Raw genomic sequence first — 19,910 nt, forward strand, 5'->3', positions numbered from 1 at the left:
AACGTGCCAATAGAACACTCCAGGATCGCCTGATCAAGGAAATGCGCCTAGAAGGTATCTGTTCAATTGCCGAGGCAAATGCCTGGCTGCCCTGCTTTATTGAGCATTTCAATCAGAAGTTTGCCAAGTGTGCGCGAAACTCAAAGAATTTACATCGGCCATTAACCGAATCTCATCTTGAACTGGATGATATTTTTACCTGGCAGGAACCGCGTAAGGTCACCAAGAATCTGACCCTGACCTATGACAAATGTATTTATCTGCTTGAACCGATAGAGCTGAATCATAAGCTTGTTGGGCAATATATTTCATTTCTGGAGTACCCGGATGGGACTGTGGCCCTCATGCACGAGGGACGAAAGCTCAACTACAGCATTTTCAATAAATTAGCTGGGCTACAGCAGAATGAGATCGTTGAGAATAAACGGTTAGGTACAGTTCTGGCACATATTCAGCAACAGCATGAAGAGTTGGAAAAACAGAATAAACGTTCCCGTCTCAAGAAAAGTATGCCGAGTCGTAAAGCTCAGAAAGCTGTTATTGAACAAAGAAAGTTAAATCCTGTGCTTGACTCTTGTGGTTAAAAACAGGACATTTTAAATGGTTTATCGCATAGACATTTTAATTGGTGAATAACAACTATTAATATACTCATACAGGTCATTCACCATATACTTATAGCTGCTCAAGCAACTTAAACGTTAAAGCACTTCAAATTCAATCCGACGATTTCTCTTACGACCCTCAGCTGTTGCATTATCCGCTACAGGTTTACTTGAACCTGAACCTTCAGTACTCAGTAAATGCGCTGGAAGATTTTTTGCGATTAAATAAGCTTTTACTGCTTGTGCACGTTGCTGACTCAACATGAGATTTTTATTAGTATCGCCTGAACTATCCGTATGTCCAATAATCCGTATCTTTTTTCCGCTAACTTTATTTAAGGCACTGACCATTTCATCCAGTATCTGTATACCTGAAGTTGCTAATATTGCACTGCCAGATTCAAATTCAATAATCCGGTTCTTTAATGCAGCATCAATAATCTTCTGTTCTGCCTGATTGACTGAAAGCTGTGCATTTAAACGGTAATTTTCGGGTGTTAAACCCTTAAATCTTTCTGTAGTATCATGAATTTCATAAGAATTTGATACTTTACCCGTTAGCTGAATATCAGAACCTTTAATTGTTAACATTCCGTGTTTAACCTTTTTAAGATCTTCATTAATCACATCAGTGACTATATTTGACCAATCCGTTGGTGCTACTACTTGACGAATCTGAATGCGATCTATCACATTTTCCTGACCATAAATTGAATACAATTTCGCCAAAATAGCTTGCTTACTACTGTTATTCGGTACATTACCTTCAGCAATTACAGGTTGTGCATGCACATTAAAACCAATTAAAAAACAGAATAAAATAATGATTTTATTTAACTTTAAGTATTTATTTTTTATTTTCATTTTATGCTTCTATAAATGTTTATTTAATTAATTTAATGCTTTGAGTCAGGCTTATCTGACTCTCAGTTAAAGACTATTCTAGTACCGCCAACCTTGAATTATTTTCTACACTAAAATTGGTTGTTTTTAATTCATATCAATTCACCCACGTGATCCATTTACAATATGATTGATGAGTATCATGGCGCTAAAGTTCCTGTGTTTGCAGCAGTCGTCTTAGTTATCTGAGCTGTTTTTCCTGACATCGTCGTATTCTGTGCTGCGACCACTCTTACTGCTTTATTCGAAACAACCTGATCCACCAACTGTAAATTGCTATAACTTAGATTACTTCCGATAGAACTTGCATTATTTCCACTCACCAAACGAAAATTGGTCTTCACAAATAGTTCAGGATTCTCTTTACTGCGCCAGACCATCTCAAAAATATTGCCTTTTTGTGTACGCTGAGCACTATCAATCAAACGATTGATTCCATATTCCCCAGGCTCATCAAAAATGGTATGGGTCTTCCCTTCCAAATCAATCACCGTGATCCGTGCGCCTGGAATTGCGCCGGAATTTGGCCAGATAAAATTCACCCATTGTTGAATTCCGTTTTCAAATAGCATTCTTTGTCCATCAATATCAATGGTATAAGCCAATAAATGAGCCTGTTCCAGTGGGTAAAACTGGAAATTAGATTGATTGGGTCTCACTGCCTGACGACTGGTATTATTTAACTCACCAGTTGCCATACCATTCACAGGCGCGACATAATTTTGAAAGTTTGCAACAAACACAGGATTTAGATTAAGCCCTAAATCTTGCCAGGTTTTCGAGCTTAAGCTATAGCCACGACGGATCACTAAGGGGTCAAGATGCTCTTTGACAAAACGGGAAATACTGCCATTTTCACCAAAAATCTGATTAATTTCTTGAGAGGTTGCCTGTAAGCTACCTTGACTGCTAAACGGATATTTTTGCGATAAATTTGCATTAAATGGTTGATAGGCCTGTATTAGCCAGAGTTCGTTCATTTCAGCTTGTGCCGGAAGCATCAGACTTTCAAAGGAACGTGTGAGAGGAACACTAAACAACTTTTTAATCAGCTGTTGATCCAGCTCATGGGTTCCTACCGACATTTTCTCATCCACAAACTTTTGAGTGATATTAAAGATAGAATTCTGCTCATCAACGGTCTGCTTAAGGAGCATCATGCTCGCCGGACCAATATCTCCAGAACTTTTTAGATCATTAAAGCGACTCCGTATCTTGGCCAGAGATTGCATATACTCATCCAGCAGCGACCGGTTCTGCAAATCATCTCGTGTACGTACAATCTGGTAGAAGATCTGAAAGTCTTTGGCAATCATCCCCTGAGAGAAAGTCGATGCAGAATTCTGTGCCAACTTGCCATCATGACGTTGCAATATCTTGCGTTTAAACCAGGCAATAAAACCTTTTTGTGGAACCGCCAACTCAGCTTGTACCATTGGATTATCCCAGCTGGTTTCTTGCGCTACCCGTTGTATGACTTTACGAATCGGTGAGTTTTCTGGTTCGCCAAGAATATCTATCTGATATGTTTGCTGATTAAAGTCACCGGCCTTGGCATAATAAATGGCACCCAAGAATTTACGCCATTCGCTGATATATTCTTTTTTATACATTTCAGTCAGCTGGCGTCGAATTTGTTCAGGACTGCCACTAAAACTCAAATCATCAGACTGTGATGTATTAAGTACCCAATCTTTACTTTCAGTTGGGCTTTGCGCCGCGGTTTCTATGGCAGGTTGTACATATTCGTTCCAGGCTTGATAGCTATAAAAACCGGGTAAGGCATAACTTCCCAACATGGTTGTCTGAGCATTCTCCCCGACCATCTGTTTGATCGTTAATGCAGGAAAACGTATCAAAGCCCGCATTTTAATTTTGTTATATACACGATCTCGTGCAGACACTCCGGTCATCATCGCGGTTAAAACCTGGCGAGTCTGTTCAACCAGAACAGTATCGGAATCCAGCTGGGGAAATGAACTCGAATCTGTCAGTGTCATGGCATAGCTAAGTAACTGCTCGGCCTTTTGCAGCATTTCAGCACGTGGCAGCTGACCACGATGCTGATCCAGCCAAGTCCGCCAAAAACGTGTCAACTGATCGCTGAGATGACTGGAATCTATAGATTTACGGTTACTCAACATCAGATATGTTTTAAGTGCATTATAAGCATCTTGCGGATTTTGGTCAGATGGTTCTAATGCGAGTTGCTGAACTTGTGCAGTCGGATTAATTTGCACATGAATATGATTTTCTTTAAGAACTGCTGCATTGTTTTTTACCCGTTGTAGATATTCTGCAATATTTTGCTGGCTGGGCTGCAATACTAATTGCTCAATTCCTTTCAGATATTCAGCTTGCAGTTTCTCCCTGATCTGTTGTCCTTGATATAGACCAAAACTGTATTTTAATGGGCGCTTCTGATCAAATTGATCTAACTGTTGTAGATGAGCTTGCAAAATTAATAATGCATCGATTTGTGTGACCAGCTCCGTTCCTGACTGTTTCTGCATCTGTACGACCTTATTCAGGTCCGCCTGAACTTCTTCCATTAATTGCTGATTATTTCGATAAGACCACACCCACAGACTCAACACCATCGATACAGTAAGTAAAGCACCAGTAAAAGCCATAAAGCGTCGGCGTTTTCGTGCCGGATTAATATGCTGCTTCACCAGATTTTTATCTTTAAGAATCACTTCAGAAAATAAACCTTTCAGAAAATAACCATGATTCTGTGATACAGACTCTTTAGACAGGCCAAGATCATGATTATCGCTACGGATCAGATGAAAGTCCTCAGCAATCTGTTCTGTCATTGGACTTTCAATGGAGCCTTCCTGTAAGGCGCTGGTAAAATAAAATCCACGAAAAACCGGTTTAAACTGATAAGGATTGTCTTGGAATAAAGTGAAGATAAAGGTTCTTAATACCGGTTTGAGACTCTTAAATTCCAATGGAAAGGTCATTACACTGGGTGAAATATGCTGTGAATGCCGACGGGTTAAATGGGTCATACTTACATTTTTCAGACCCTCATATAAAATGCCATAATGCTTTTCAAATAGCTGAACAGCATTTGCACTCGAGTCTGGTTGATAAGCCAAAGTTGCGCCCCAAACCTGATCCAATTCTTGTCCATGATAACAATCAAAAAATTCCGTGAAGCCGGCAATCAGGTCCATCTTGGAAAATACCAAATAAACTGGCGCAAAAACTTCTAGACGTTCAGTCAGGTCTTGAATACGGGCACGCAGGTTCTTGGCCAGTTGTAGAGATTTCTCCGGACTTTGATTGACCAACTCAGCGATACTTACGATCACAATAAGACCATTCACTGGCACTTTAGAACGATTTTTCTTGAGAATATTTAAAAAGCCTAACCATTCAGAATGGTCCTCCGGATAGACTGAATAGCGTCCGGCTGTATCCAGGAAAATACCCTGAGTTGAAAAAAACCAGTCACAGTTTCGAGTTCCGCTAAGTCCGGCAGAGACCATTTTCTGATGAGTTTCTTCAAAAGGAAACCGCAAACCGGAATCATAAATCGCCGAGCTTTTCCCAGCCGCCGGGTTACCGATGACCATATACCAAGGAAGTTCATACAGTGCCGCGTGACCCTTACGATCGCCTAATTTTGACTTACGAATCAGCTGAATAGATTGTTTGACTTGCTGACTGATCTGCTGAAGTTCTTCTTTATTATTGTATTTGCTTTCAGCTGCAAAACCTTGAGATAAGGCAGTCTCGATTTCTTCACCCTTTTTAGTATGCAGATAACACCGGATAAGTGTATAAATCCCCCAGCCTATTAATATGGCGACATAGACGGTCAGCAATATCCAGAAAATGCGATCAGAAACCGTATTTTTTATAGAAATAATGACCACTAAAAAGGATAAGGCCATCATTGTTTTAGGGTTGCTAATGTACTGCCAGACATACCCCAGGACTGTATAAAATAATGTATTCACTTTTATCTCTTTTTTCTTTAATTTTTATAAATAGTTAGGCTACTAATGAGATTTCATTCAGTTGATCACTTTCTTTATTTTTAAAACATAAATAGCTTGATTCTTGTTGTGTGCTATAGCTTATTGTAATGACATTGTCGTATAGATATGATGACATCATCGCTGCAAAAACTGCTGCCAATTGTTGGGTATGCCCCAAATAGCTTTGAGGATAAATGGTATGCTCCGGCTCAAAATCAATATTAGTAAATTTTTCTTGTATTATTTTCATTGTTTTAGACTGAGTGGCTTCATCTAAGAAAACTAAAAAAGGATGTGCCTGTTCCAGCTGATAGGACAGATCAACCTGATTCTGACCCAAGTACGCATATAGGTCAGTGACGTACTTACTGAGAGTCAATATTCGTGAAGGCATCATCCCCTCAACCTCTAAGTCATGTGCGGATAAACACCAGCTGGCAGTATATTCTGCAGCAATATACTCTTCATTTTGCCAAAATTGCTGATCCAGACAATCCTGATCAATTTCAGAATCCGCCATAATGATCAAGCTGATCTCATGTGATTGACCTGAAATTTCCTGTAATAGCTCCAGCAAAGCTGAATAAGCATGATCAGCAGGCAGAAAGTGAAAATTGATATGAATTTGGGCAGGCAGCAATGCATATTTTTGTTGAATTTGACCTATAAGCTGCTCTTGATAGAGATCACTCCACTCCCCAGTCATATGATCCGCCAATAAAATATGCAGATTCAACCTATTTAATCTGCTTACTGCTATTAGATTAGAGGCAATATTTCCTTCATCTTCACAGTAGTTCTCCTGTATCCATCCCGGATGCATTCGATATTGATAAGCCAGTTCGTGATCATAAAATAGTGCTGAACGTTTTAACTGTTCCGAAATTAAGCTCAGACTTTCTTCATGCTGTTGGAGTTGTTGTTGAATCAACTGTTGAATTCGTTGTTCCCGTAATGTCGGAAGCATTTCTTCATTAGTTCTGTTTTCTTCAAGTAAGCGGTCCACAGAATGAATGCGATATGTCAATATAGGTAGACCAAAACGATTTAGCAGTTCTGAGTCCAGCTCAGGACTCTTGAACTGCTTCATGTGCTGCAAGATCTCTGCATTTTCGCCAAAACTGTGCCAAGCGGCAGCTGAAAAAATATTGAGCGTGTAATCCTCAATCGCTTGATCCAATTCTTCTTTATTTTCTAATTCTTGCTGTTGTGCTTGAAGAGATTTATGAGCCCTATCCTTTTGTTCTTGCTGTCTTTGTTTATAGGATTTTACAGCTTTATAAATAAAATAAGGTGTTAATAACAACAAGCAAATTAACAAAGGTAAAATGCCAAAATATAATAGGAAATCAATATTTGATGGATCGTATTGAGTATCTCGCCAGTAATAAATGACAAGAACATTGTTTAAAACGGATAAAACTATAAAAGTCTGAATAATACGCTTAATCATGACATTTTTCCTATCAGGCTATAGCAGGTTTCCGCATTGTGGATTGCCGGATTCAGCATTAATAAAGCTCCTCTGGCTAGCCCCATCGAATGTACTTCTCCAAGTTGGGCTGGGCATAATTCATCTTTGTCTAGAATCAACCGAAGATCCACTAACATGGTCGGGCTACACCAGGTTTGAAGTAACTGTTTCAATTTAGCGCTATGTATTCCTTCAGATAAAAAATTTATATAGTCTTCACGTTTTAATGGACCAATGACGATTTCAATTTTTTCATCAATTTGCTGAATGGTCTCTCCACAGAAGCTGTTGATTCCCAGTAAAACTGGTTGCAAAGCTCCCAAACCGCTTTTTTGCTGATCATCCAGTTGAAAGCTTTCCGGAATAAACTCATTAATCTTAAATTGATATTTAAAAATACAAGACAATATGCTGCTTAACGCATAATGGGTATTATTTTGCCCCTGCATCAAGCCTGAAAACTCAGCAAAATAGTCATCTATAGGTTGCTGTTCATGTTGTTGACCGCTATAGCCACTCAAAGCATGAAGCATGTTTAGATAATGATTTTCATGCTCAATTTCATAACGCAGTGGTAAATGATAATTCAGACAGGCATCGACATATTGTGCAGACAATTTATGATTAAACAGTCCGAGAAAGTGTAAGCTTTCTTCTCGGTGTGCCCCGGTACTCTGTTTAATTTTATGTGTATAGATATAAGGCAATACGCCCTGTACGCCAGTCAACCCCACGATTAAATTGGTCATCTGAACTTTATGATCTTGACATTGCAATGATTCAATTTCAGAAGTTGGAAAATTAAGATTGAGTGAACTAATAAATTCAAATGATTTACTCCATCCTTGATGTCTGTTCCGTGCAGGTGCATGTCTTAATAATCGCGTGGCTTGAATAAATTCAAAGCTGGTCGGCTGCTGAAAGAGCCGATCAACTACAGAAGCCTTTTGCCACCAACATTCTGTATGCATTGGTATAACTCCTGTTTTGACTTTGAATCTATGACGTGCATATCCACATAACTATTCATTTGAACTTTCAAATTAAAAATATGATTTAAAAGTTGCACAAAGATATACAGACTGGCTCCTCTAAAGACTTCTGGATCGATCTGGATTTCAACTTTGACACCCCGTACAAAAAGTGGAAATGGTTTATGCTCACGCAACTTCTGGCTCAGAGAAAACTGGATCGATTGAATTGAATTAATAATTAGCCGGTTGTCTTTGGATTGCGGCAAGTTATACAGTTCAAGTAATTCCTTAATGTGACTGACTGCATTTGCTTTCATTAAAGAAAGATTATTCAATGATAAATGCGAGATAATTCGCCACTGTTCTTGCTGCTTTTGATCAAAACAATAAGGTAAATTGGGTCTTTTTAATAATATGGCTTTACGTGCCAAACTATTGTCATTGAGAGATAAGTTATTCTGATCTTTGTTATAACTTTCATAAGGTAAATCCCGATTGCTGCATAACAACTGCATACTGATAAAGTCTGATGAAATTTTTTGTGGTTCTAAAGATTTGGAAATAATCGAATATTTCAGTTCTGTATGCTTGGTATTACTTTGCTCGGGCAACAGGTGATAATAAAATTGAGCATCAGCCTGATGATAATGACTCATGGCAAAAAAAGGTAATACGGGATAAGTTTTTTGACTGTTCTCGCGTTTCTCTCTCAATAACTTCATTTCGGTGATCGCATATACCTGAAAATATTCAGGATGATGTACATCACTTATTAATGAATATTCCAGGCGCAGATGATCAATTTTTTGTGGCTCAGCCTGTTTAGGGAATAAATTTATAACTGGTGTCGCAAATAATTTGAAATTAGCGCTATTTAATTCTGAATAATTTCTGATCATAGCTTGATCATTCAGATTTATTTTAAAATGAATGTGTAGCTCAAATTCTGCGGTTTCTATATTTAATTCTCTTAAAAAACTCAGATTGAGGTTAAGAAAATTAAATTTTTCTGGAAAGCAAAAATACTCGATTAATAAACGATAGGCATGATGAGTATGTTGATCAACTGGGAGCGCACTTTCCGCTTCAGTAAATCCCATTAGTTCAAATGGATTTTGAATATCAATCTCTTGATTCTGTACTATTACAGAAAAACCAGTCTCTGGCTTAAAAATACAATCTAGTACTTGCAATGGAAAGCTGGAAATTGCATCCAGATAAATAGGTAATTTTTGTTGTTCCAACAGTCGCTGCTGCTGGTTAAAAATTTCAAAACCAAAGCTCAAGGTTGCATTTCGATTTAAATGAACATGAGTCGAAGCATGCGTTTTAAAATTAACAGATTTTAAGGCGATTGGTAATAAACTAACCTGGTTTGTCGTACGATACTCACACTGTACCCCACGGATACTTTTTGATTTTAATACAGTTTGCTTGGGAATCTGCTGGCTACTTTTAAGCTGTCGGATTTTAATGGCATCGTCAAAACTGACCACTGAACATGCTGGAAAAGGTTTAAGGTACTGTGGAAACATCACCTCAAAAATAGCACGTGTAAATACTTCATAACTATCGTGCAGTTTCTTATCGATCCGGGCAGAAATCAGGGAAAATGCCTGAATCAGTCTTTCGATATGCGGATCATCAATCTGCTCTTGATTCAACGAAAGGCGTTGGGCAATTTTTGGGTATTTATTGGCAAACTCTCGTGATTGTTGCCCAAATTCCTGTAATTGCTTTTCGTAATAAGGTAATAATTCTTCGATCACAGCACACCTGCTGATGTTTTAGACAAAATTACGTATTGTTGCGTAGTAGGCTTGAGGAATGCGTCAAAAATTACCGGTTCATATAGGGGATAAATATTTAAGAATGCCTGAATACTTAGACACAGACTTCCCCTATTATACTCATCCATCAGCATCTCGACTTTTACCTGTGTTAAGCGTGGTTCATGCGCGTGAATAGAATGTTCAATCGAGCGGCAGATTTTATCCCGGTCCATTGGATTCGCCGTTGAAAGACCTACAAAATCAATGATGCCAAATTGAAGAATTGAACGTTTGACCTGGTCATAACTGTCATCTACATCCAAGTTAACTAAACGAGTATTCAACAGATCTTCCAGATCATCTGCTACAGACTTTCTTAAAGCCTGCAATGAAAGGCCTTGAGAACATTGAATGTCCTGAGACAAGAGACGGTCAAATAATGTTGTTCTAAATCCGTAAGGATAAAGCTGATCCAAATTCATATTTTTATAATCTAATTTTATTTATTTTTATAAATATCAGAGAGAGGCTGATCAGGACCAGCCTCTAAAAGATCAAATTACGCAGCATAAGAGGCAGTATTATTTGATAATGACCATTTTTTGGTCACAGCACCCTTTTGTGTACCATTAATATCTTGCTGATTATACGTCCACTCAACTGCTGCATATTTCAGACCAAAAGCTTCTGTTGGAACGCCTTCTTGATTTACTGTTGGAGTGACCTGAGAAACCAACACATGTTTTAATTTGATTTGCAGGTATTTAACGCGTTTATCACCATTGGCGCGATAAAAATCGATTTGTACTTCATCGAAGGTATAACCTGCTGAACATGCTTCCCAAAGTTTTGGACTGGTTGCATCCAGATCTTTCATAAAAATCATGTCGGAATGTTCAACCCGTTCTGCAGTATGACCGCCTACACTGGAAGATGTTGCCGATTTTGGCTGACGAATGTTGTGCGACCAAGAATTTGCTTCTAGCCAGCTTTTATGTTCTGAATCACGAGATTCACCATCAACTTTATATTTGCCGCGAAACTGGATGTAAATGTCTTTCATTTTAATAATTTTCCTGTTGTTATAAATATTATTATAATTTTAGCAGCGGTCTTAATGACTCGACTGCGGTAACTCAGTGACCAGTCGTAAAGATACAGACAACTCGTCTAACTGAAAATGCGGTCTCAAAAAGACCACAGATTTGTAGTGTCCAGGTTCAGCCAGATTTTCTACAACTTTTATCGAAGCTTCACGCAGTGGATACTGTGCTTTGGCTTCCTGTGAAGCGCCATCATCCAAAAGTACATATTGAGACAGCCAGTCGTTTAGAAATGCTTCGACATTTCCTGCAGATGTAAAACTTCCCACCTTATCTCGCATCATTGCTTTTAAATAATGAGCGATTCGCGAGACTGCCATAATGTACTGTATCTGACTGGATAATGCGGAATTGGCATTGGCAATATCGTTATCATATTTCTTTGGTTTTTGGGTAGATTGGGCACCGAAGAACGCGGCATAATCGGTATTTTTACAATGTACTAATGGAATAAAGCCAAGATCACTGAGTTCTTTTTCACGACGGTCCGTAATCGCAATTTCAGTCGGGCACTTAAATATGATTTCTCCATCATTGGTTTTAAAGGTATGCACTGGCAGACCTTCGACCAAACCGCCACCCTCAACCCCACGAATCGCAGCACACCAGCCATGCATATCAAAGGCATTGGTTAAACGCGTCCCCAAAGCATAAGCAGCATTCATCCACAGGTATTCATTATGATTTTCACCTGAAACTTCTTCTACATAGTTAAAGCCTGCTGTCGTATTGCCATCTTTAGGATGATAAGGTAAACGGCCTAATACTCGTGGAATAGTCAATGCCAGATAACGAGCATCATCACTTTCCCGGAATGAACGCCATTGCACATATTCAGCTGTTTCAAAAATTTTAGACACATCGCGTGGGCGATCAATATCAGTAAAAGTTTCCAATCCGAACATGGAAGGACTTGCAGCTGAGAGAAACGGTGCATGTGCCGCTGATGCTACATGTGAAATCTGCTCGAGCAAATACAGGTCTGAAGGTGTGCGATCAAACTCAAAGTCACCAATGAGGGTCGCATAAGGCGCACCGCCAAATGAACCATATTCTTCTTCATAGATTTTTTTAAATAGCGTACTTTGATCAAAGTCGCTGGCACTTTGAAAATCTTTAATCAATTCTTTTTTGGTCGTATTCAGCATCCGAATCTTGATTAAAGAGTGTGAGGGCGTTTCCTGACAAAAGTAATACAGCCCTCGCCAGGTGGACTCAACTTTTTGAAACTGCTCGTGATGCATGATCTTGCTCAGCTGGGTAGAAATAAGCGCATCAATTTCTGCAATGCGTTTATCTAAAGCCAAGGTCATATTGTCTGAAACTATAACTGTACCGGCCATGACTTCCTTGGCCAGTTCACCAATCAGACTCTTGGCACGACCATGTTCCTCTTCAGTACGCGCAATTCGACTACGTTCAACAATAGAGTCCAGAATTGAATATCCTTCAATAGCAATATCTGTGCTAGTTACAGCATTAGAGTGATTCATTGTCTGCCTCCATACTCATTTTACGAATTTGGTCGGTATTTTTTAAAATATCATCCAGTAAACCTTCTAGACGTTCATTATTGGATATTTTATTGCGTAAATCAGTTAAACGCTCTCGTGCTTCTACCAGTTTTCGCAAAGGTTCGACTTGTTGGACTACCTGTTCTGGCCGAAAATCATCCATCGCATTAAAAACCAAATCTACTGATATTGTGCCACTCTCTTCAGTCAAACTATTTTCCACCTGAAAACTGGCACGAGGCGCCAGAGACTGCATCACCTCATCAATATTTCCCAAGTCTACATTGATAAATTTTTTATCTTTGAGCTTGGTTTTTTCAAGTTCCGATGCTGCTGAAAAATCTCCCAAAACCCCTACCACAAAGGGTAATTCTTTAATTTCACGGCCATCACCGACCTCAACATCGTAGGTCAATTGCACACGTGGTGGTCGAATACGCTGTAATTTTTTTTGTACACTTTCACGCTTAGCCATCATGATTTTCCTTATTAATTATTATTTAATGATCCAAATGGATTAGTACTAGGAGTGTGGGTTCGTGTACTGATACTTTCTGTTTTTTTACTACTGATAGCAGCCGTATTATTTTTTAGATTGCTTTTCGATGCTTTATTTTTATTTTGACTTAGGTTTTGTTTTACTGGGATATTTGGTTTATTTTTAGTCTGTTTTACTTTTGAGTTCCGCGCTGTCATTAAGGCAGATGCAGAAAATTTTGCTACAGGCTGTGCCAGATAAATATGTTCACTTAGCGACTTGGCTTGTGGATAGGTAGAGTCATTTAAGGCACGGACTTCTGTACTACGCATCTGTTCCAGACTTTGGGAAGATATCCCGACTCCTGCCAGGAATTCTAGATCAGTTAAATCTTGATGAGTATAATTTTGCTGATGTAATTGCTCGATTAAATTGAGTGCTTTCAGGTGATCACCTACTTCAACATAGCGTTTGGCAATTTGGGTAGACAACTGCTGCTGAAACAGAATATTTTTTCTTGCTGTCTTGTCACACAACTGCTGGTATAAATCAATGACAGTTGAATCAGTATCATTTTTTGCTTGTGGATAGCTCTTGATACATGATTTTTTTAATTCTGCTGCATGGATTTGAGCAAAACATAGCTGCGCCATCCCTGAGATGAGCAATACAATAAAACCTAGATTATTTTTCAAAATAAGCCTCAATTTTTAGTTATTGTTTTATATTTTTATAATCAAAATGATTTTTCTGTTTTTATAATTTAAAAAGCTAGTTGCGGATTTAACAAAAAATGATCACAGAAAGTCAATACATAAATGCGTTTTTGTTAAATATTTTATGTAATTTTAAAAATAGTAAGATTCCGACCAATGAATGCAGACATTTGGAGAAACTTGAGTAGAATATGCCAAAAATCTTGAGCCAAAATATCCTCATCGCTCATAGAAAAAATTAAATAAATAAAAATAAACTTAATAATAAGAAATATATAGCTATAAATTTCAAAAATATCAGGCTGTGTATTCTCAAAGAGAAAAATATGAGTAATTTAAAAATTTTGATTACAAAATTATCTGAACATGCACGCCTATGCCTTGAGAAATCAGCGAATTTCTGCATTAGACAGCGAAATTATGAAATCGAAATTGAGCATTTTCTCTTAGAATTGCTACAGCAACCAGACCTGAACGATCTCAAATTATTGCTCAAAAAGTATAAAATTGCAGAAGATGATCTCACCCATGATCTGAATCAGAGCATTCAGCAAATGACTAAAGGCAATTCTCGTACGCCTATCTTTGCCAAATCCATTATTCGTGCATTAGAACATGCCTGGCTTTTAGCTTCAGCAGAACAGAATCCGATGATCCGCAGCGGACATCTACTGGTTGCCCTGCTCACTGCGCCTGATCTATATCAAATGACAATTCGTGCTTCTACTTTATTTGAGCTATTTCCAATTGATCATCTCAAACATCATTTTTTGGAGCTCTGCGAGCAGAGTATTGAAAACCCGAGCTATTCTCAGCTTACTAAGGTAAAAGAAGATTCACCTAACGCACAGCTAAAATTAAATAAAACATCGGCACTTGATCAATACACTATTAATCTAACTGAAAAAGCACGCCAAGGCCAAATCGACCCGGTGATCGGCCGTGAGTTTGAAATCCGTTTGATGCTGGATATCCTGATGCGCCGTCGTCAGAACAATCCAATACTCACCGGCGACCCGGGAGTCGGTAAGACAGCTGTGGTAGAAGGATTAGCCCTGAAAATTGTGAATAATCAAGTACCTGATGTACTCAAAAATGTAGAACTTCATGTATTGGATCTGGGCTTATTACAAGCAGGTGCGAGTGTAAAAGGCGAGTTTGAGAATCGCCTGAAGCAAATTATTCGAGAAGTTCAGTCCTGCAGTTATCCTGTTATCTTGTTTATTGATGAAGCCCATACGCTGATTGGTGCAGGTGGTCAGGCTGGTCAGAATGATGCTGCCAATCTGTTAAAACCAGCTTTGGCACGAGGAGAACTGCGTACCATCGCCGCGACTACATGGGCGGAGTACAAACAATATTTTGAAAAAGATGCTGCGCTCAGCCGTCGTTTTCAGGTGATAAAGGTAGAAGAACCTAATGAAGAAGTCGCAATTAATATGTTGCGCGCCATGATTCCGCTCATGACTCAGCATTTTCAGTTGCAGATTGATGATGAAGCAATTACTGCTGCGGTGCGTAATTCATATCGTTATATCAGTGGACGGAAATTACCGGATAAGGCCATTAGTGTATTGGATACAGCCGCGGCACGGGTTGCCTTGAGCCAGAATGCGCAACCTGCAAAGTTAGAACAGTTACAGGCACAACTGCATAATTTTCGGCTAGAACATGAGATTTTAAATCAGGAGCATCAAAATTTTCCGTGTCATCAGACACGTTTAATTGAATTATCAAAAAATATTTCAAATTTGGAACAAGAGATTTCTCAGGTAGAACAGCAATGGCAGCAAGAACTTCAATTGGTTCAGGAAATAAAATTATTACAGATTCAATCCAAAAAAATTGAAAATAAAAATAAAATTAAAGTATTACAGCGATGTTTGTCTCAGATTCAGGCTGATAACCCACTCGTGTTTGAACGTGTAACAGTCCCTATGATTAATCAGATCATTTCTGACTGGACCGGAATTCCAGTAGGTAAAATGATGAATGATGAAATCCGACAGGTATTAAAATTACAAGATAAATTATCGCAACGTGTAATGGGTCAGGACTTTGCTTTGCATCAACTGGTCCAAGGTATTAAGACATCTAAAGCAAAACTGGATGATCCGAATAAACCGCAAGGTGTATTTTTATTGCTTGGCCCAAGTGGTGTGGGGAAAACTGAAACTGCCCTAGCCTTGGCTCAAGAATTGTATGGAGGAGAATCACATCTGATCACGATAAATATGTCGGAATATCAGGAAGCTCATACCGTATCTTCCTTAAAAGGTGCTCCTCCAGGTTATGTCGGTTATGGTCAAGGAGGCATTTTGACTGAAGCGGTACGCCGTAATCCTTATAGCGTGGTTTTATTAGATGAAATCGAAAAAGCTCATCCTGATGTGCAGGAATTATTTTATCAGGTCTTTGATAAAGGAGTGCTGGAAGATGGTGAAGGCCGTCTAATTGATTTTAAAAATACGACAATCCTGTTGGCCTCCAATGTTGGCTCCAGTGCCATTATGCAGGCTTGTGTAAATCAACCCGTCGAAAACTGGCCGGATGCAAAAAGCTTAATTGAACTGTTCAAACCAAGTTTGTATCAGCAATTTAAACCGGCATTTTTAGGGCGTATGCAAATTGTGCCTTATTATCCTTTACATGATGAGCTATTGATCCAGATCATTCAGCATAAACTGGGGAAAATTACCCAACGTATTCAGCAGCAATATGCCACGCAGGTTACTTATAGTGAGAACTTGCTCGAACTTCTACTCAGCCGATGTACAGAAGTAGATAGCGGTGCGCGCAATATTGATCATATTTTAAATGCTTCAGTATTACCTGCTTTGGCTACAGAAATACTGACGGCCATGAGTGAGGAAAAGCTCCCTAAACTGATTCATATTGAGATCAAGAATGATGAAATTTTTTATAGCGTAGATCCTAAAGTTAAAATAGCACCAAAAGTACGGTCTAAAAACAGTAAAGTAGATGCTGCCTAGTAGAAGTAAATTAAAGCTAATAATAAATAAAATATAATAGTTGGAATAAATATGAGTCTGGAATTTGAATATTTATTGAAAAATATTTCAGCCGATCAGCCGTGTGGTGTGGATTGTTCATTTTCAAACGATTTTCATGTGGTTAAAAAGGCCAGAACTCATGATGATCCTTTATTGGATCAAGGTGACTGGGTCTCGGAACCGAAACAGGCCGATTGGCAACTTGTGCATGCTAAAACAATCGAATTATTAAGCGAAAAAACCAAAGATATCCGTTTATATAGCTGGCTTATAGAGGCTTGGAGTCATCTCCATGGTTTTAAAGGAATTGCCCGAGGATTGCATCTGACCCAGCAAAGTTTAGAGCGTTATTGGTTAGCGTTACATCCTCAAATCGAAGAGGATGATCTTGATCAGCGTTTGGGATTATTACAAGGTCTGATTACGCAATTGCCAACGTTGATGAAACAGGTGTCTTTGGTCAGCTCTGCGCCTTTTTATAGTTTGGGTGATTATGAGCTATTACTGCATCAGCGCAATATACAGCTAAAACAACAGCAGCAAGATGACTGCTCTGAAAATAATGCTGTTCAGAACTTGGAGTATTTTGAACAATCGTTGCTGCAGACCTCCAAAATCGTGTTAAGCGAGAATGAAGGTTATCTTCAGGAAATCCAAACCCAATGGCAGCATCTTAAAAATACGCTGGATCATTTGCTGGGTCTGGATGCACCAAGTTTTGCAAGCACAGATTCTCAACTTGAGTCGATCTTTTCCAGTATTAAGCGCATTTATAAAACAGATATTTCTCCAATATCTCAGGATCAAATAAATCCACCACAATCTGGCACTCTCAAAATACCTGAAATAATAGTGATGAATACCTCGCTTAAAGATATACAAGAATTTCGACCTCAAGCCCAAAACCATCTGGCCAATCGTCAACAGGCGATGCAGTTATTACAAGAAATTGCACAGTATTTTCAATCGAATGAACCGCATAGTCCAGTGAGCTACATGCTGCAAAAGACGATTAAATGGAGTCAGATGCCATTACATGAATGGCTGGCTCAAGTGATTAAGAACGAGAATCCGATCGAAAATATACATGAATTACTAGGTGTATATGTCAACGATGAACTTAAGAATGAGTGGTAAATATTAAAATGTTTAAAGCAGAAAAAGTACTTTGGGGCGAAGGTCTGTTTTTAAGACCGCAACATTTTCAATTACAGGATGCCTATCATGAACAACGCTTGAGTCATATGATTCGGGCGACATTTCCTTTTGCTCACGGGATCCAATCCATTCAATTTGATGAAGCTCAATTCAATATGCATATATTGGCATTGAGCAAAATTGAAATGATCTGGCAAGATGGTGAAATTTATCAGGCGCCTGCACAGGATTTATTACCAGAACCTGTACAACTGGATACCTTAAACCTGCGTGGTGAAATGCAAATTTATTTGGCTTTGCCAATGCTACAGCCGAACAAGCAAAATGTAAGTCATGTCGAAAACACTCAATCTAGTCGTTATCACTCACATTTAATCTCGACCCATGATTTATTCACCGATGCCACTACTGCAGAGATCACCCTGTTACGCCGTCGGGCAGAATTTAAACTTTTTGAAGTTGGCCAAGAACCTCAGCAGCCTCTGGATGGTTATTTATATCTTCCGGTTGCTCAAATCAAACGACAAAGTTCTGGAAATTTTATTTTTGATCATAAATTCATTCCTCCAATTTTACATATTCAGGCCTGTGAATATCTGCTAGACAATTTAAAGCGAACTTTGAATATCATCCGGGCCAAGATTAAAACGATTCAATCCAATAACCGTGAAAACGAACAGAAACTGATTGAATTTCGTTCTGGGGATATTGTCTCTTTCTGGCTGGTGAATGCCTTAAATACTGCTTATGCAACCTTAAATCATATTTTGCAGTATCCACAAATTCATCCGGAACGGCTATATGCGGAACTTTTAAGACTCAGTGGTTCCCTACTTACCTTTTCAACAGCCTATGACATTGATCAATTGCCGCAGTATCAGCATCATCATCTATACGACAGCTTCAATCAGCTGGATATTATTCTCAGAGATTTACTCGATACAATTATTTCGAATCGATATATCAGTATCAGCTTAAAAGAAACGCGCCCGTCCTATTGGCTCGGTAGTCTGGAGACTGACAAGATCAGTCGCAATACCCGGCTATATCTTGCTGTATCGAGTAGCATTATGCCTGCACATGATCTGATTGCCTATGTTCCGATCCGTTTTAAAGTCGGCAGTAGCATAGATGTAGAACAACGTGTGGTTGCAGCTTTGCCTGCTGTATCCGTCCAGCACCTCATGCAGGTTCCTACTGCAATTCCAGTACGTTCCGGTGTGCATTATTTCGAGATCGAACCAAATAATGAACTGTATCAGCGCATGCTGGACTCAGAATCAATTTGTGTTTATATCCCGAACGGTTTTAAGGATATTACGGTTGAACTGATTGCTGTCATGAATGGATAAAATAAAAATGAATACAATCGCTAATTCTCCTTCTTCACTTTTTTCTTCACTTTTTGATGATGATCAAATCGGGGCCGGTTATACAGCCATGCAACCTGTAGAAAGCTACCCTACCTATACGAATAGTCTGGTAGATTTACTGCATGACGGCTTCTATATTGTTTTCCTGTTAAAAAATCATTATCTCCCTACAGATATTGAAGCCTTTCGTGAAAAAATTCTGGAGATGTTGAAAAGTTTTGAACATCAGGCACGCCAGATGCAATTTTCAGCTGAAGATATTCAAGATGCAAAATATGCCTATTGCGCTTTAATAGATGAAACAATTGTCACCCAACAGGATGAGCGATTTTTTGATCTGCAAAATTCCTGGATGATCAGTCCCTTGCAGTTAAGCCTTTTTGGTTCACAACTTGCAGGTTATCGCTTCTTTGAATATCTGGAAGAAATACGCCATAAAGATAAGCAACGTCTGGCAGTATTAGAGGTATATCATTATTGCCTTTTATTGGGCTTCCATGGAAAATATCGAATTGAATCTATTGAGCATTTAAATAGTCTGATTGCTCGTATCGGAGATCAGATTGATTATCTCAAGGGTAAAAAAGTTGCTTTTTCTCCTTTTTCAGCAATTCCAGATCAAATCCGACATATTATCCATCGTGAATTACCATTTTTCTGGATTCTGATATTTTTATTATTATTTGCCGTGATCAGCTTTGTGGTTTTTAAATATGCCTTGTCAACAGAACAAGCTGCTGTTTTTTCTCAATATCAAAATTTGATTAGCGCGCCTGCTGAACAAGCCTATATTACGATTCATTTACCCTAACTCAATTTTCAAATAAATAT

14 protein-coding genes and 1 pseudogene are annotated in these 19,910 nt (G+C 38.7%); 5 read left to right on the top strand and 10 right to left on the bottom strand.

Annotated elements, in window-relative coordinates:
• Positions 1-584: pseudogene (locus FTV42_RS10070) on the top strand (ISNCY-like element ISAba32 family transposase); the annotation flags it as partial.
• A 117-nt stretch (positions 585-701) separates the two neighbouring features.
• Here FTV42_RS10070 and FTV42_RS10075 read toward each other — a convergent pair.
• From FTV42_RS10075 to FTV42_RS10120, 10 genes are all read right to left on the bottom strand, one after another.
• A complete protein-coding gene (locus FTV42_RS10075) occupies positions 702-1,463 on the bottom strand; it encodes an OmpA family protein (protein WP_373683224.1) in 762 nt (253 codons plus the stop codon).
• 185 nt (positions 1,464-1,648) lie between these two features.
• The gene (gene tssM, locus FTV42_RS10080) at positions 1,649-5,482 is read right to left on the bottom strand and encodes a type VI secretion system membrane subunit TssM (RefSeq protein ID WP_180038659.1); all 3,834 of its coding nucleotides are present in this window, start codon (positions 5,480-5,482) and stop codon (positions 1,649-1,651) included.
• 34 nt (positions 5,483-5,516) lie between these two features.
• Positions 5,517-6,956 carry a hypothetical protein gene (locus FTV42_RS10085; protein ID WP_180038660.1) on the bottom strand — a complete coding sequence of 480 codons (1,440 nt, stop codon included), beginning with the start codon at positions 6,954-6,956 and terminating at the stop codon, positions 5,517-5,519.
• Positions 6,953-7,948, bottom strand: a complete 996-nt coding sequence (tssG, locus tag FTV42_RS10090) for a type VI secretion system baseplate subunit TssG (protein WP_005246461.1) — start codon at positions 7,946-7,948, stop codon at positions 6,953-6,955. The genes FTV42_RS10085 and tssG overlap by 4 nt, the downstream gene beginning before the upstream one ends.
• Positions 7,912-9,720, bottom strand: coding sequence for a type VI secretion system baseplate subunit TssF (gene tssF / locus FTV42_RS10095; protein ID WP_180038661.1), 1,809 nt, complete (start codon positions 9,718-9,720; stop codon positions 7,912-7,914). The genes tssG and tssF overlap by 37 nt, the downstream gene beginning before the upstream one ends.
• The gene (gene tssE, locus FTV42_RS10100) at positions 9,717-10,205 is read right to left on the bottom strand and encodes a type VI secretion system baseplate subunit TssE (protein WP_180038662.1); all 489 of its coding nucleotides are present in this window, start codon (positions 10,203-10,205) and stop codon (positions 9,717-9,719) included. The genes tssF and tssE overlap by 4 nt, the downstream gene beginning before the upstream one ends.
• A gap of 77 nt (positions 10,206-10,282) precedes the next feature.
• Positions 10,283-10,786, bottom strand: a complete 504-nt coding sequence (locus FTV42_RS10105) for a type VI secretion system tube protein Hcp (protein ID WP_005107016.1) — start codon at positions 10,784-10,786, stop codon at positions 10,283-10,285.
• Positions 10,787-10,837: 51 nt separating this feature from the next.
• Entirely contained in the window at positions 10,838-12,319 is a 1,482-nt protein-coding gene (gene tssC, locus FTV42_RS10110) for a type VI secretion system contractile sheath large subunit (protein WP_180038663.1), read from the bottom strand.
• Entirely contained in the window at positions 12,306-12,815 is a 510-nt protein-coding gene (gene tssB / locus FTV42_RS10115; protein WP_034438150.1) for a type VI secretion system contractile sheath small subunit, read from the bottom strand. Before tssB ends, tssC begins: the two co-directional genes overlap by 14 nt.
• Before the next feature lie 14 nt (positions 12,816-12,829).
• Positions 12,830-13,513, bottom strand: a complete 684-nt coding sequence (locus FTV42_RS10120) for a hypothetical protein (RefSeq protein WP_180038664.1) — start codon at positions 13,511-13,513, stop codon at positions 12,830-12,832.
• Positions 13,514-13,860: 347 nt separating this feature from the next.
• Here FTV42_RS10120 and tssH point away from each other — a divergent pair, with 347 nt between their 5' ends.
• From tssH to icmH, 4 genes are read left to right on the top strand one after another with little or no spacing between them, the layout of a single operon-like run.
• Positions 13,861-16,527: a type VI secretion system ATPase TssH gene (tssH, locus tag FTV42_RS10125; RefSeq protein WP_180038665.1), complete on the top strand. Its 2,667-nt coding sequence runs from the start codon at positions 13,861-13,863 to the stop codon at positions 16,525-16,527.
• 51 nt (positions 16,528-16,578) lie between these two features.
• Positions 16,579-17,685, top strand: coding sequence for a type VI secretion system protein TssA (gene tssA / locus FTV42_RS10130; protein ID WP_180038666.1), 1,107 nt, complete (start codon positions 16,579-16,581; stop codon positions 17,683-17,685).
• 8 nt (positions 17,686-17,693) lie between these two features.
• Positions 17,694-19,058, top strand: a complete 1,365-nt coding sequence (gene tssK / locus FTV42_RS10135) for a type VI secretion system baseplate subunit TssK (protein ID WP_180038667.1) — start codon at positions 17,694-17,696, stop codon at positions 19,056-19,058.
• Positions 19,059-19,065: 7 nt separating this feature from the next.
• Positions 19,066-19,890, top strand: a complete 825-nt coding sequence (gene icmH, locus FTV42_RS10140; RefSeq protein WP_180038668.1) for a type IVB secretion system protein IcmH/DotU — start codon at positions 19,066-19,068, stop codon at positions 19,888-19,890.
• The last annotated feature ends 20 nt before the right edge of the window (positions 19,891-19,910 follow it).

This window comes from Acinetobacter sp. YH16052, assembly GCF_013417155.1.
In the GTDB taxonomy this organism is placed as follows: domain Bacteria; phylum Pseudomonadota; class Gammaproteobacteria; order Pseudomonadales; family Moraxellaceae; genus Acinetobacter.

Bases quoted from the DNA above. Each gene is read 5' to 3' on its own strand.
- FTV42_RS10085 (WP_180038660.1), bottom strand. From the start codon at position 6,956: ATGATTAAGCGTATTATTCAGACTTTTATAGTTTTATCCGTTTTAAAC.
- tssG (WP_005246461.1), bottom strand. From the start codon at position 7,948: ATGCATACAGAATGTTGGTGGCAAAAGGCTTCTGTAGTTGATCGGCTC.
- tssE (WP_180038662.1), bottom strand. From the start codon at position 10,205: ATGAATTTGGATCAGCTTTATCCTTACGGATTTAGAACAACATTATTT.
- FTV42_RS10105 (WP_005107016.1), bottom strand. From the start codon at position 10,786: ATGAAAGACATTTACATCCAGTTTCGCGGCAAATATAAAGTTGATGGT.
- tssC (WP_180038663.1), bottom strand. From the start codon at position 12,319: ATGAATCACTCTAATGCTGTAACTAGCACAGATATTGCTATTGAAGGA.
- tssB (WP_034438150.1), bottom strand. From the start codon at position 12,815: ATGGCTAAGCGTGAAAGTGTACAAAAAAAATTACAGCGTATTCGACCA.
- tssH (WP_180038665.1), top strand. From the start codon at position 13,861: ATGAGTAATTTAAAAATTTTGATTACAAAATTATCTGAACATGCACGC.
- tssA (WP_180038666.1), top strand. From the start codon at position 16,579: ATGAGTCTGGAATTTGAATATTTATTGAAAAATATTTCAGCCGATCAG.
- tssK (WP_180038667.1), top strand. From the start codon at position 17,694: ATGTTTAAAGCAGAAAAAGTACTTTGGGGCGAAGGTCTGTTTTTAAGA.
- icmH (WP_180038668.1), top strand. From the start codon at position 19,066: ATGAATACAATCGCTAATTCTCCTTCTTCACTTTTTTCTTCACTTTTT.